At 68.4% G+C, this 12,314-nt stretch carries 12 protein-coding genes and 1 tRNA gene; 6 read left to right on the top strand and 7 right to left on the bottom strand.

What is annotated here, in order from left to right:
• Nucleotides 1–134: 134 nt before the first annotated feature.
• Nucleotides 135–1,139, bottom strand: coding sequence for a LacI family DNA-binding transcriptional regulator (locus ABLE38_RS20870; RefSeq protein WP_348976181.1), 1,005 nt, complete (start codon nucleotides 1,137–1,139; stop codon nucleotides 135–137).
• Between the two features lie 193 nt (nucleotides 1,140–1,332).
• Between ABLE38_RS20870 and ABLE38_RS20865 the strand changes: the two genes are divergently transcribed.
• Entirely contained in the window at nucleotides 1,333–3,618 is a 2,286-nt protein-coding gene (locus tag ABLE38_RS20865; RefSeq protein ID WP_348976180.1) for a glycoside hydrolase family 3 N-terminal domain-containing protein, read from the top strand.
• 153 nt (nucleotides 3,619–3,771) lie between these two features.
• Here ABLE38_RS20865 and ABLE38_RS20860 read toward each other — a convergent pair whose 3' ends face one another.
• The 3 genes from ABLE38_RS20860 to ABLE38_RS20850 all read right to left on the bottom strand — a co-directional run bounded on the left by ABLE38_RS20860 (nucleotide 3,772) and on the right by ABLE38_RS20850 (nucleotide 6,153).
• Complete coding sequence (locus tag ABLE38_RS20860; protein WP_348976179.1) at nucleotides 3,772–5,103, bottom strand: MFS transporter; 1,332 nt, start codon at nucleotides 5,101–5,103, stop codon at nucleotides 3,772–3,774.
• Between the two features lie 8 nt (nucleotides 5,104–5,111).
• Entirely contained in the window at nucleotides 5,112–5,927 is an 816-nt protein-coding gene (locus tag ABLE38_RS20855) for a phosphatase PAP2 family protein (RefSeq protein ID WP_348976178.1), read from the bottom strand.
• Between the two features lie 149 nt (nucleotides 5,928–6,076).
• Nucleotides 6,077–6,153: transfer RNA gene (locus tag ABLE38_RS20850), tRNA-Pro, on the bottom strand.
• Nucleotides 6,154–6,296: 143 nt separating this feature from the next.
• On the opposite strand from ABLE38_RS20850, the gene yajC reads away from it, so the two are divergent.
• Genes yajC through ABLE38_RS20825 form a run of 5 tightly spaced genes read left to right on the top strand, consistent with a single transcriptional unit; the run spans nucleotide 6,297 to nucleotide 10,765 of the window.
• A complete protein-coding gene (gene yajC / locus ABLE38_RS20845; RefSeq protein ID WP_348976248.1) occupies nucleotides 6,297–6,638 on the top strand; it encodes a preprotein translocase subunit YajC in 342 nt (113 codons plus the stop codon).
• The gene (gene secD, locus ABLE38_RS20840) at nucleotides 6,638–8,230 is read left to right on the top strand and encodes a protein translocase subunit SecD (RefSeq protein WP_348976177.1); all 1,593 of its coding nucleotides are present in this window, start codon (nucleotides 6,638–6,640) and stop codon (nucleotides 8,228–8,230) included. The genes yajC and secD overlap by 1 nt, the downstream gene beginning before the upstream one ends.
• 14 nt (nucleotides 8,231–8,244) lie before the next feature.
• Nucleotides 8,245–9,210, top strand: a complete 966-nt coding sequence (gene secF / locus ABLE38_RS20835) for a protein translocase subunit SecF (protein ID WP_348976176.1) — start codon at nucleotides 8,245–8,247, stop codon at nucleotides 9,208–9,210.
• Nucleotides 9,211–9,234: 24 nt separating this feature from the next.
• The gene (locus tag ABLE38_RS20830; RefSeq protein WP_348976175.1) at nucleotides 9,235–9,606 is read left to right on the top strand and encodes an MTH938/NDUFAF3 family protein; all 372 of its coding nucleotides are present in this window, start codon (nucleotides 9,235–9,237) and stop codon (nucleotides 9,604–9,606) included.
• Between the two features lie 43 nt (nucleotides 9,607–9,649).
• The gene (locus ABLE38_RS20825; RefSeq protein WP_348976174.1) at nucleotides 9,650–10,765 is read left to right on the top strand and encodes a DUF3089 domain-containing protein; all 1,116 of its coding nucleotides are present in this window, start codon (nucleotides 9,650–9,652) and stop codon (nucleotides 10,763–10,765) included.
• On the opposite strand, the gene ABLE38_RS20820 is transcribed toward ABLE38_RS20825, so the two are convergent.
• The 3 genes from ABLE38_RS20820 to ABLE38_RS20810 all read right to left on the bottom strand — a co-directional run bounded on the left by ABLE38_RS20820 (nucleotide 10,762) and on the right by ABLE38_RS20810 (nucleotide 12,304).
• Entirely contained in the window at nucleotides 10,762–11,400 is a 639-nt protein-coding gene (locus ABLE38_RS20820; protein ID WP_348976173.1) for a TMEM175 family protein, read from the bottom strand. The genes ABLE38_RS20825 and ABLE38_RS20820 overlap by 4 nt on opposite strands.
• Nucleotides 11,401–11,441: 41 nt before the next feature.
• Nucleotides 11,442–12,077 (bottom strand): hypothetical protein, encoded by a 636-nt coding sequence (locus ABLE38_RS20815; protein WP_348976172.1) that lies wholly within the window; start codon nucleotides 12,075–12,077, stop codon nucleotides 11,442–11,444.
• Nucleotides 12,078–12,154: 77 nt separating this feature from the next.
• On the bottom strand, nucleotides 12,155–12,304 hold the full coding sequence (locus tag ABLE38_RS20810) for a hypothetical protein (protein ID WP_348976171.1): 150 nt from the start codon (nucleotides 12,302–12,304) through the stop codon (nucleotides 12,155–12,157).
• Nucleotides 12,305–12,314 lie beyond the last annotated feature (10 nt).

Below are 12,314 nucleotides of genomic sequence, written 5' to 3'. Positions count from 1 at the left end.
ATCCGTCCCGAAAAAGCCGGGGGCAGCGCCCGGGGCGCCGCCCCCAAGGGGGGTGTAACCATGGAGAAGGGGGCCATGGAACCGGTTACAGGCAAGCGCCGAAAAAAGGCGCGCCGAAAAGAAAGGAGCCGCCGTCATGCATTCGCGGCTCCGGCGCGGGGCGCAGTGGTCGCGCGCATCACCAGCTCGGGGGTCTGGGTCTCGCTGGCGCGGAGCTGATCCTTGCCGTCGAGCATGTCGATCAGGCGCGAGACGGCGCGGGCGCCCATCTCGGCGATGTTCACGCGCACCGTGCTGAGCGCGAGAAAGCGGGCAAGGGGGACGTCGTCGAAACCGGCGACGGCGACATCCTCGGGCACGCGCCTGCCGCCGAGGCGCAGCCCGTGGAGGCAGCCGATCGCCATCATGTCGTTGGCGGCGAACACCGCGTCGGTGAGCGTGGAGCTGGCGAGGATCTGCTGCGCGGCGGCCTCGCCGGCTTCCTCGTTGAAGTCGCCGGCGATGATCCGCGGCGCCAGGCCGTGACGGGCGCAGGCGGCGCGATAGCCTTCGGCGCGCTCCTGCGCGTCGACATTACCCTCCGGGCCGGCGATGTGGACGATGTGGCGATAGCCGCGCGCGACGAGATGGTCGATCATCGCCTCGGCGCCGGCGCGGTTGTCGAGGCGGAGCGACGGGCGGCCGGGAAGCTCGCGGTGGCTGTTGATCATCACCGAGGGCAAGGCCGGCGGCAGCGCGCGCTCGAGCGTCTCGGGATCGATGTGCGGCGCCATCACCAGCAGCCCGTCGACGCGGCCGCGCATCGCGCGCAGCGCCACCGCGGCCTGGTCGCCGTCATTGTGCATGTTGGAGAGGAGCAGCAGATAGCCGCGCCGGCTCGCCTCGCGGTCCATGCCGCGCACGCATTCGGAAAAGAACTCGCCGTGGAGGTCGGGCAGCACCACGCCGATCGCATGCGCGCGCGCCAGGCTGAGGCTGCGCGCGCCGGCGTGGGGGACATAGCCGAGATCGGCGGCGGCCTTGATCACCTTCTCGCGCGTCTCGGCCCGGACATTGTCGAGGCCGTTCAGCGCGCGCGACACCGATGCGACCGAAACTTCGGCGCGGCGTGCGACATCGCGGATGGTGGCCTCGCCCATTTCAGTCCCTTCTTCCCCGGCCGCTCGCAGCGTATTCCTGCGTTCCAGACCGCTTCGGCGATTGCAATGCAAGCCGTGCCCGAGTTATGTAACCGGTTACGGTTGACCGCGACAAGCAAAAAAGTTTCACGCGCGGGCAGCATTGCGACAATGCCCGTTCTAGCTGGGCGACGGGATCAGGAGAGGAATGGACATGTTCGACACCAGGATTTCGCGACGCGCGGCGCTGATGGGGGCCGGTGCGGTTGCGGCCTGGGCCGCGAGCCCGGCACGTGCGATCTTGCAGGAAGCCGGCCGCCTGCCGGTGCCCGCCTTCATCGATTCGCTGATCGCGAAGATGACGATGGAGGAAAAGGCCGGGCAGCTCACCTTGCTGCCCGCGGCCTGGGGCGGCGGCGTCGCCACCGCGCTCAACCCGCCAAGCAACGGACCCAGCTTCGAGGAGCAGCTGGCCGATGTCGAGAAGGGGCGGCTGACCGGCGTGTTCAACGGCAACGGCGCCGAGATGGCGCGGCGGATGCAGGGCGCGGCGATGACCAAGTCGCGGCTCAAGATCCCGCTGCTCTTCGCCGCCGACGTGATCCATGGCCACCGCACGATCTTCCCGGTGCCGGTGGGCGAGGCGGCTTCGTTCGAGCCCGAGCTGGCCGAGAGGACCGCGCGCATGGCCTCGTTCGAGGGCGCCGGCGCGGGCATCGACTGGACCTTCGCGCCGATGGTCGACATCGCGCGCGACCAGCGCTGGGGCCGGACGATGGAAGGCGCGGGCGAGGACGTGCTGCTCGGCGAGCTGATCGCGGCGGCACGGGTGCGCGGCTTCCAGGGCAAGGACCTGAAGGCCAACGACGCGATGCTGGCGTGCTTCAAGCATTTCGCCGCCTATGGCGCGGCCGAGGCCGGGCTGGACTATTCGACCGTCGACGTTTCCGAGCGGACGCTGCGCGAAGTCTACCTCCCGCCGTTCAAGACCGCGATCGACGCCGGCGCGCTGACCGGCATGGCCTCGTTCAACGAGATTTCCGGCGTGCCCTCGACCGGCAATGACTGGCTGATGCGCAAGCTGCTGCGCGACGAATGGGGCTTCGAGGGCTTTGTGGTGTCGGACTATACCGGCGACATGGAGATGATCGACCATGGCTTCGCCGCCGATGCGCACGAGGCGGCGAAGATCGCCTTCCTGGCCGGCGTCGATATGAGCATGACCAGCGGCTATTACCGCGATCATTTGCCCGATCTCGTCGCCAAGGGCGAAGTGCCGATCGCGAGGGTCGACGAGTCGGTGCGCCGGGTGCTGGCGATGAAGGCGAAGCTCGGCCTGTTCGAGGATCCGTTCCGCCGCATCGACGTGAAGCGCGAAAAGGCGCGCTCGCGCACGAGCCAGGCGATTGCGCTCTCCCGCGAGGCCGGGCGCAAGTCGATCGTGATGCTCAAGAATGACGGTGACCTGCTGCCGTTGCCCAAGCGCGGCAAGAAGATCGCGATCATCGGGCCGTTCGCCGAGGGCAAGCACGACATCAACGGGCCCTGGGTGGTCTATGGCGACAACGCGCAGGCGATCGACCTGGCGAGCGGCGTGCGCGCGGCAGTGGCCGACAAGAATGCGGTGAGCGTGACGCTCGGCTCGGGCGTCGAGGCGCCGCTGGCCGGCGGGATCGACGCGGCGGTGGCGGCGGCCAACGCGGCGGACGTGGTGGTGCTGGCGATCGGCGAGGCGGAGAACATGTCGGGCGAGGCGCAGTCGCGCGCCGAGATCGTCATTCCCGCGCCGCAGATGGCGCTTGCGGAAGCCGTGGCGAAAACGGGCAAGCCGATCGTGGTGGTGCTCAAGAACGGCCGCGCGCTGGCGCTGGACGGCGCGGTGCTGGCGGCGCCGGCGATCCTGGTCACCTGGTTCCTGGGCTCGGAGGGCGGCAACGCCACCGCCGACGTGCTGTTCGGCGACTATAGCCCGGCCGGCCGCCTGCCGTGCAGCTTCCCGCGCTCGCCCGGTCAGCAGCCCTATTATTACAACCACAAGCAGACCGGGCGGCCCAATCCCGAGGGGCCGCTTCAGCCCTACAAGGCGCATTATCGCGGCATTCCCAACTCGGCGCTGTTCCCGTTCGGGCACGGGCTGACCTATGGCAAGGTCGGCTATTCGGACCCGTCGGTACCGGCGACGCTCGGGTGGAACGACGAGATCAGCGTCTCGGCGAAGATCACCAATTCGGGTGCGCATGCGATCGAGGAAGTGGTGCAGCTCTATATCCGCGACCGGGTGGCGAGCGTGACCCGGCCGGTGCGCGAATTGAAGGCGTTCCGCAAGCTGGCGCTGGCAGCTGGGGCGAGCGCGACGGTGACCTTCAAGCTGCGTCGCGACCAGCTGCTGTTCATCGGGCGCGACAACAAGCCGACGGTGGAGCCGGGGCTGTTCGACCTGTGGATCGCGCCGTCTGCCGAAGCGGAAGGGGTGAAGGGGCAGTTCACGCTGGTGGCGTGATTTCCCAATTCCTCCCCCAGCTTGCTGGAGGAGGGGGACCATTCGCATAGCGAATGGTGGAGGGGCTGCCGCGGAACGCGGCGGCGCCCGCCAGCCCCTCCACCACCGCCTTCGGCGGCGGTCCCCCTCCCCGAGACAAGCTCGGGGAGGAATTCATAAGCCGCCCCTTTCCTCCAGATCCTTCACGATCTTCGCATGCGCGCCCTTGCCCAGCGGGTTGAGCCACATCACCACCACCGACACCGCCAGGAAGCCCAGCGGCACCAGCGCGATCGTGCCGCGCATCGTCGCCAGCGTCGCGGCGCTCTGCTGGACATTGGCGACATAGCCGGCCGCGTCGAACCCGGCGGCGAGCAGCGCGGTCGCCAGCCCGATCGCGATGCGCTGGAGCAATGCCGCCATGCCGAACACCGCGCCCTCGACGCGCAGCCCGGTGGCGCGCTCGCCATATTCCACGGTGTTGGGCAGCATCGCCCAATAGGCGAAGTGCAGCCCGACGATCACCGCCTGCATCGCGACGAGGAAGAGCTGCATTGGCCCGGCCCGGTCGATATGGACGCCAACGAAGAAGACCAGCCCCGCCATGCACAGGCCGGCGGCAAGGAACCATAGCCCGCGGGTGCCGAGCAGCCGCTGGAGCAGCATCCAGAGCGGTACCGCCGCGGCGCCGACCACGCCCATCCAGGCGAGCGCGCTCTGCCCGGCCACGTCGTCGCCGACGAAGTACTTGAAATAATAGAGCACCGACTTGTTGAGGATCGTCACCGCCACGATCATCGCCATCATCGCGAGATTGAGCGTGACGAAGGCGCGGTTGGTGGCGAGGCTGCTTAGGCTGGCGGCGATCGAGGGCGGGGCGGTCCGCACGGGCACCATTTGCTCGCGGTAGAAGGCGCCGACCAGCATCAGGATCGCGGTGCCGAGGAGCGCGAACAGGATCGCCGCGCCGAGATAGGCATGCGCCGGCACCACGCTGCCGCTGAGCAGGGCGCCGAGCGGCAGCGTGCCGCGCGCGACCAGCACCGCGGCCATCGTGCCGAACAGCATGCGCATGCCCGCCAGGAAGGCGCGGTCGCGGCTGTCGCGGCTCACCCGCGCGCTCATCGCCAGATAGGGCACGTTGACCGCGGCATAGGCGGTGCGGAACAGCAAATGGCCGAGGAAGATGCTGGCGATGCCCCACCAGCCGGCGGCGAGCGGCGGCACGTAGGTGAGGACGAAGGCGAGGCCGAGGGGGATGCTGCCGAGCATCAGGAACCGGCCATAGCCGCGCCCGGGCTCGCGCCGGTCGGCCACCGCGCCGGCGAGGAAATTGGCCAGCCCGTCCCACACCGAGGCTATGGTGTAGACCGCGGCCGCGGTCGCCACCTTCAGCCCCAGCGCCTCGGTATAGTAGAACAGCAGGAAGAGCATGATGCTCTGCCAGTAGAGATTGAACGCGAAGTCGCCGAAGGCGAAGAGCAGCAGCCGCGCGCGGGCGTGCATGTTGGCGCTCAGTGCGCCCGGTCGAGCCGCGGCATGACGCGCTGGGCGATCAGCGCTCCCTCCGCTTCGCAGCCCTGGGGCTTGCTGCCCGAGGCGCGGACGGCATCGAGCTCGGCGCGGGCGGCGGCGAGATCGGCCTGATAGTCGGGCTTGGTCGATACCAGCGCCATCGTCGCCGAGGCCGAGAGGAAGCCGGCCTCGACCGCGCTTTCGTTATGCGCGCCGCAGATGAAGCGGCTGTCACCATAGGCGCGGCCGCGCTGGAGGATCGCCTGGGCACGGTCCGGCGCGGCGGCGGTGAGGACGAGCGCGTAGGTCCAGCCGCGCGTGGTGTGGCCCGAGGGATAATCGTAGCTCATCCGGTTCGCCTGCTTGTCGAACAGCTCGGACTGGGGCTGGCAGATCTGGCCGCGATCGATCGTGAAGGGGCGGCCCCGCTTGTAGACGTCCTTGGCGTGGCCGCTCTGCGCTGCCGTGTCGGTGCCGGCGCGGACCAGCAGGCGGACGAGCCTGGGCGCGTTCTCGGGCGTGAGATCGGTGCCGACCGCGCAGCTGAAGTCTCGCAGCAGGGCGGGGGTGTTGAGCTCGACATCGCGGGTGGCGAGCGCCCAGCGATCGCTGCCGATCAGGGCGCGAGTCGCGCGGAAGATCTTGCGGTCGGTCTCGTAGCGCGGATCGCCGGCGCGCGGCGCGGGCTCGAGCACCTGCGTGACGTCGAACTCGCCGGCCGAGAGATAGCCGCCCGGCTTGTCCGCCGCGAGTGCCGTGGCGGCGGCCGCAGCCACGATCGCCGAGAGCAGGGAGGCGGTGATCCAGATGCGCATGATGTCTCCGCGAAGTGCCGGGGCCGGGGCCGAAGCGCCCCTCGTCGCATCCCGCTCGCGATTTGCCAAGCAACGCGTTCCGGCCGCGCGCGCCGATTCGGGCGGCGCCGGCGGCAGCCGCTATGGGATTGGTGTGGGATTTGTTGTAATGGTCGGGGCGACAGGATTCGAACCTGCGACCCCCACACCCCCAGTGTGATGCGCTACCAGGCTGCGCTACGCCCCGACCGAGGTTGCGGCCTCTAGGCCGGTGCGGCGCGGGATGCAACCCACTGGTGACAATAGTTGCGCATGCCCATGTCGCATGTTAGCGCGCCGCGCTTGAACGGTGCGGATTCCGCGCCGACCACCAGCCAATCCCAGGACACCATGCTCATCACCCCAGCACATGCACAGGCCGCAGGCGCAGCGGCACAGGCCAGCCCGATGGGCGGCGTCCTTGGCCTTGCGCCGCTCGTCCTCATTTTCGTGGCGTTCTACTTCCTGATGATCCGCCCGCAGCAGAAGCGGATGAAGGACCTCCAGGGCGCGATCAACGCCGTGAAGAAGGGCGACCAGGTCGTCACCGGCGGCGGCCTGATCGGCAAGGTGACCAAGGTCGACGAGAACGAAGTCGAGCTCGAGCTCGCGCCGAACGTCAAGGTCCGCGCGATCAAGGCCACGCTCACCAGCGTCGCGCCCGCCGGCGGCGCCAAGCCTGCGAACGACTGATGCTCGACTTTCCCCGCTGGAGGATCACGACGATCCTCGTCGGCATCGCGATCATGATCGCGCTGTCGGTGCCGAGCTTCTTCCCCAAGAGCGCGCGCGACCATTGGCCGAGCTGGGTGCCCAAGCCCGCGATCAACCTCGGCCTCGACCTGGCCGGCGGCAGCTTCCTGCTGTTCGAGGCGAACACGGATGATGTGCGCCAGGCCAAGCTCACGCAGATGCAGGAGCAGGTCAAAGTCGAGATGCGCAAGGACCCGAAGGTCGATATCGGCGATATCTCGATCCAGGGCGGCAAGGTCAGCTTCATGGTCCGCGACCCGTCCAAGGTGGACGCGGCGCGCGAGAAGCTGCTGGCGATCACCGGCTCGGGCGTCGGCACCACCGGCCAGCGCCAGTGGGACGTCGCCGTGGTCAATTCCTCGCAGTTCGTGCTGACGCCGACCGAGGCCGGCCTCAACGAGGCGATCGACACCGCGATGGGCGATGCCCGCCAGGTCATCGAGACGCGCATCAACGCGCTCGGCACGGTCGAGCCCACCGTCATCCGCGAAGGCACCAATCGCATCGTCGTGCAGGTCCCCGGCCTGCAGGACCCGAAGGCGCTGAAGGACCTGGTCGGCAAGACCGCCAAGCTAGAGTTCCGCCTGGTCGATACCGGCGCCGATCCGAACGCGGTGCAGCGCGGCGAAGCGCCGGCCGGCGATGTGATCATGCCCTATCAGGCCGGCGGCAAGGTCGCCGTGCAGCGCCAGGTGATGATCGACGGCGGCATGCTGGTCGATGCCAAGCAGAGCTATGACCAGCAGAGCGGCGCGCCCGGCGTGACGCTGCAGCTCAACGGTGCGGGCGCCAAGCGCTTCGCCAAGGTGACGCAGGAAAATACCGGCAAGCCGTTTGCGATCATCATCGACGGCGTGGTCATCTCCGCGCCGAACATCAACGAGCCGATCCTCGGCGGCAGCGCCGTGATCAATGGCGGCTTCACCGTCGACAGCGCCAACCAGCTCGCGATCGCGCTGCGATCGGGCAAGCTGCCGGTGGACCTGAAGGTGGTGCAGGAATCGACGGTGAGCCCGGAGCTCGGCGCCGATTCGATCCGCGCCGGCATCACGGCGTCGATCATCGCGGTCGTGGCAGTGATCGCCTTCATGATCCTCACCTATGGCCGCTTCGGCATCTATGCGACGCTGGCGGTGATCATCAACGTGCTGGTGATCCTGGCGGTGATGGGCCTGCTCAATGCGACGCTGACGCTGCCCGGCATCGCCGGCTTCGTGCTGACGATCGGCACCGCGGTGGACGCCAACGTGCTGATCAACGAACGCATCCGCGAAGAGCGGCGGCGCGGGCGCAGCGTGACCCAGTCGATCGAGCTGGGCTACAAGGAAGCCAGCCGCACGATCTTCGAGGCGAACGTGACGCACGCGATCGCCGGCGTGATCATGATGATCCTGGGCTCCGGCCCGGTGCGCGGCTTCGCGGTCGTGCTGATCATCGGCATCGCTACCTCGGTGTTCACCGCGGTGGTGTTCACCCGCATGCTCGTCTCCATCTGGTTGCGCCGTAATCGGCCGACCGAAATCCACATTTAACGGAAGCGACGCGCATGCGGCTCCTCAAGATCATCCCGGACAACACGAACATCGGGTTCGTGCGTGTCCGCCACATCGCCTTCGCGATCACGATGCTGCTGACGATCGGCGCCGTCGCGCTGGTCGGCCTGCACGGCCTCAACATGGGCGTCGACTTTGTCGGCGGCGTCTCGATCGAGGAGAAATTCCCCTCGCCGCCGCCGCTCGACCAGGTCCGCGCGACAGTCAACCATCTCGGCTATGGCGAAGCGGCGCTGCAGCAGCTCGGCGACAAGAACACCGTGACCATCCGCCTGCCGGTGCCGCCTTCGAGCGATCCGGCGGCGACCAATACCATGGTCGAGGCGGTGAAGGCCGCGCTGAAGACCAAGTTCAACGCGCAGTTCACCAACTACTCCACCGTCTCGGGCAAGGTCTCGGGCGAGCTGGTGCGCAACGGCGTGCTGGCGGTGGTGCTCGCGATCATCGGCATCGCGATCTTCAGCTGGTTCCGCTACGAGTGGCAGTTCGGCGTGTCTACCGCGGTGGCGATCATCCACGACGTGCTGATGGCGCTCGGCTTCTTCGCGCTGACGCAGCTCGTGTTCGACCTCAACATCGTCGCGGCGGTGCTGACGATCATCGGCTATTCGATCAACGACAAGATGGTGATCGACGACCGTATCCGCGAGAACATGCGCAAATATCGCAAGATGGGCATGAGCGAGCTGATCGACCTCTCGGTGAACGAGACGCTGCCGCGCACCGTGATGACCTCGCTGACGATCATGCTCGCGCTCGCATCGCTGCTGCTCTTCGGCGGCGAGGTGCTGCGCGGCTTCACCGCGGCGATGATGCTCGGCATCGTCGTCGGCACCTATTCGTCGATCTACGTCTCGTCGTCTCTGTTGATCTCGCTGGGCCTGAAGCCGGGCCCGCGGGAGGAGAAGCCGAACGCGGCGAGCGGCGCCGAGCGCGTGGGCCCGCGCGAAGGGCTCTGACGTGCAGGCGCAGGGGCGCTCGTAATGGAAGTGAAGCGCGCCAGTGCAGAGGGGCCGGTGATCTCCGGCTTCTCCGGACGCGGGTTCCGCGTCGACGAGGGCGTGTACGAGGGGCTGCTGATCACCCCCGAGCGCGCCGATGGCTGGTCGCCGCCGCCGATCGCCGAGCTGGCCGAGGCTGACTTGGCGCCCCTGCTGGCGCTCGATCCGCGCGCCGAATTCCTGCTGCTCGGCACCGGCGCGACGCTGGTGCGCCCGCCGCGCGCGCTGGTCGAGGCGCTGGGCGCCAGGGGCATCGGCGTGGAGGCGATGGACAGCCGCGCCGCCGCCCGCGCCTGGGGCGTGTTGCGCGCCGAGCTGCGCTGGATCGCCGGCGCGCTCTACCCGCTGGACTGATCGCCAGCCGCAGTTAAGCTCCTCTCCAAAGGGAGAGGCTCGCATGATGATTCTCGCGCTCGCGCTGGCGATGGCCGCGCAGGACACGCCGGACTATCGCAACCCCGACAACTGGCTCTGCCGCCCCGGCCGCGCGGATGCGTGTGCGGCGGACCTCTCGGCCACGCTGGTCGCGGCGGACGGCAAGCAACTGGTCGAGCCCTTCAAGGCGGCGAGCGACCCCAAGTTCGACTGCTTCTACGTCTACCCGACCATCTCGCTCGACAAGACGCCCAACAGCGACATGGTGCCCGGGCCGGAAGAAAAGCGCGTAGCCCAGTTCCAGATCGCGCGCTTCGCGAAGAACTGCCGGGTGTTCGCGCCGGTCTATCGCCAGGTGACGCTCACCGCGCTGCGCGGGATCATGGGCGGCGCCGCCGTGCCGGTAGATCGCGAAATGGCGTTCAACGACGTGAAGGCGGCGTGGGACGACTATCTTGCGCACGACAACAAGGGCCGCGGCGTGGTGCTGGTCGGGCACAGCCAGGGCTCGCTGGTGCTCACCCGCCTGGTTGCGACGGCGATCGACGGCAAGCCTGCCCAGAAGCAGCTGATCTCGGCGATGCTGATCGGCAGCTCCGTGCCCGTGCCCATCGGCAAGGATGTCGGCGGCGTGTTCCCGACGATCCCGCTGTGCCGCAGCGCCGACCAGGCCGGCTGCGTCGTCACCTATGCCAGCTTCCGTGCCGACAGCCCGCCGACCAAGGCGAGCCGCTTCGCCCAGGGCGACCGGCCCGGCACCGAGGCAGGATGCACCAACCCGGCGGCGCTGGGCGGGGGCAAGGCGGATACGCACGCCTATCTCAACGCCGGCGGCAACATGCTGGTCGAATCCCCCGGCGACGCCTGGAGCAAGGGCGGCGCGCCGGTGACCACGCCGTTCGTCAGCGTGCCGGGGCTACTGTCGGCGCAGTGCGTCAAGCAGGACGGGTTCAACTATCTCGCGGTCACCGTGAATGCCGATCCCGCCGATCCGCGCACCGACACGATCGCGGGCGACGTGAAGGTGGGCAATGTGATCCTCAAGGACTGGGGGCTGCACCTGATCGACATGAACCTGGCGCAGGGCGACCTGGTCGACCTGACCGCGCGGCAATATGCCGCCTGGGCGAAGCGCTAGGCCTGTTTCGGCGCGCGGGCGAGGCGGACCAACACCAGGCGCCATAGCGGGATCGTGATCAGCATCACCTGGCCGAGGAAGGGCAGGAACAGGCTGGTCACGAATGCGGTGAGCGAACCGAGCAGCGCCGACTGCCCGCGCTGGCGGATCATCCGACGATGCTCCTCGGAGACATGCTCGCCCACCACCGGTGGGCTGGTGAGGATGCGCTGGATCCGGATGTTGCAGATCGAGATCACCACCATCCAGCCGCAGTAGAAGGCGGTGGGCACGCGGTAGCCGAAATGCTCGGCGGAAAAGGCCGTGAAGAAGGGCATCGCCGCGATCGCGCAGAGCAGCAGCAGGTTGGGCAGGTAGAGCTTCGTGCTCCAGTGGCGCGCGCAGTCGAATGCGCGGTGGTGGCTCGCCCAGAAGGCGCCGATCGCGAAGAACGAGACGAAGAAGCCGATGAAATTGGGGATGCGTTCGTTCAGTCCCTCGAGGAACGCCATGTCGGTATAAGGCGCCGCGACTTCGGGCACATGGATCTCGATCACCAGCAGCGTGATCGCGATCGCGAACACCGCGTCCGAGAAGAACGCCATGCGCTCGAGCCCGTGCGCCGGTGCGTCGGCGTGCGGCTGCTTCGGCTTCATTCAACTGCCCCCTTTGATTCGGCGCTGCGCCTAGCAGAAGGTCAGCGCGTCGTCTTGGGCGTCGTCGGCTTGGCGCGGCGCGTGGTGGCGCGCGGCTTGGCGGCGGGTGCCTTGGCCGCGGCGGGCTTGCGCGGCTTGGGAGCGGGCGCGGGGGCTTCCTTGGCGGCGGACGGCGTGGCTGCGGCCTTGGCGGCGGCGGGCGCCTTGGGCTTGGCGGGCGCCTTTGCCGCGGGCTTCGCGGTGGGTGCCTTGGGCGCTTCGGCCTTGGCAGCGACCGGCTTGCTCGCCTTTGCCGGAGCAGCCTTGGCGGGCGCCTTGGCCGCGGCGGGTTTCGCCTCGGTCTTCTCGGGCGCCTTGGCGGCGGGCTTTGCGGCGGCGGCGGCCGGCTTGCGCACGCGCTTCACCACCGGCTTGGCGGCTGTGGCAGCCGGAGTGGCGGCGGGTGCGGGAGCGAGAGCAGGCTCTGCGGCGGCTTCCGCCTTGGCCTCGGGCTTTAGCCGGGCGGCGAGCGCAACGAGACCGGCGGCGAGCAGGTCGTTCACCACCGGATGCTTGGCCAGCGCATCGAGCTGCTTGCGCAGCTGCTTGGGCAATTTCATCCCGGCGATGGTCTTGGGAAGAAAGCCGGTCTTGTCCGGCTTGGTCTCCGCGGCCTTCTTGTCCTTCTTGCCCGCCATCAGCTCGTCTCCGCCCATAGTAACTGCACTGTCACGAATGTCAGGGAGCGACGCGGGCTAGTCAACGCGGAAATGGATCATTCGTCGTCATCATCCGATTCAGGATCGAACTCGAATTCGATCTCGAGGTCGCCGGGGCCGATCGGGGCCTCTTCCTGCGGCAGGATGTAATAGACCACAGGCGGCGCATCGGCGGGCGGCTCCGGCAGATTGCGAAAGGGTTCCATCGTCGTTCTC

The sequence above is a fragment of the Sphingomonas sp. KR3-1 genome, from assembly GCF_040049295.1.
GTDB lineage: Bacteria > Pseudomonadota > Alphaproteobacteria > Sphingomonadales > Sphingomonadaceae > Sphingomonas.
Note: the sequence above shows the minus strand (reverse complement) of the source record. Positions and strands in the feature narration are given on the sequence as shown.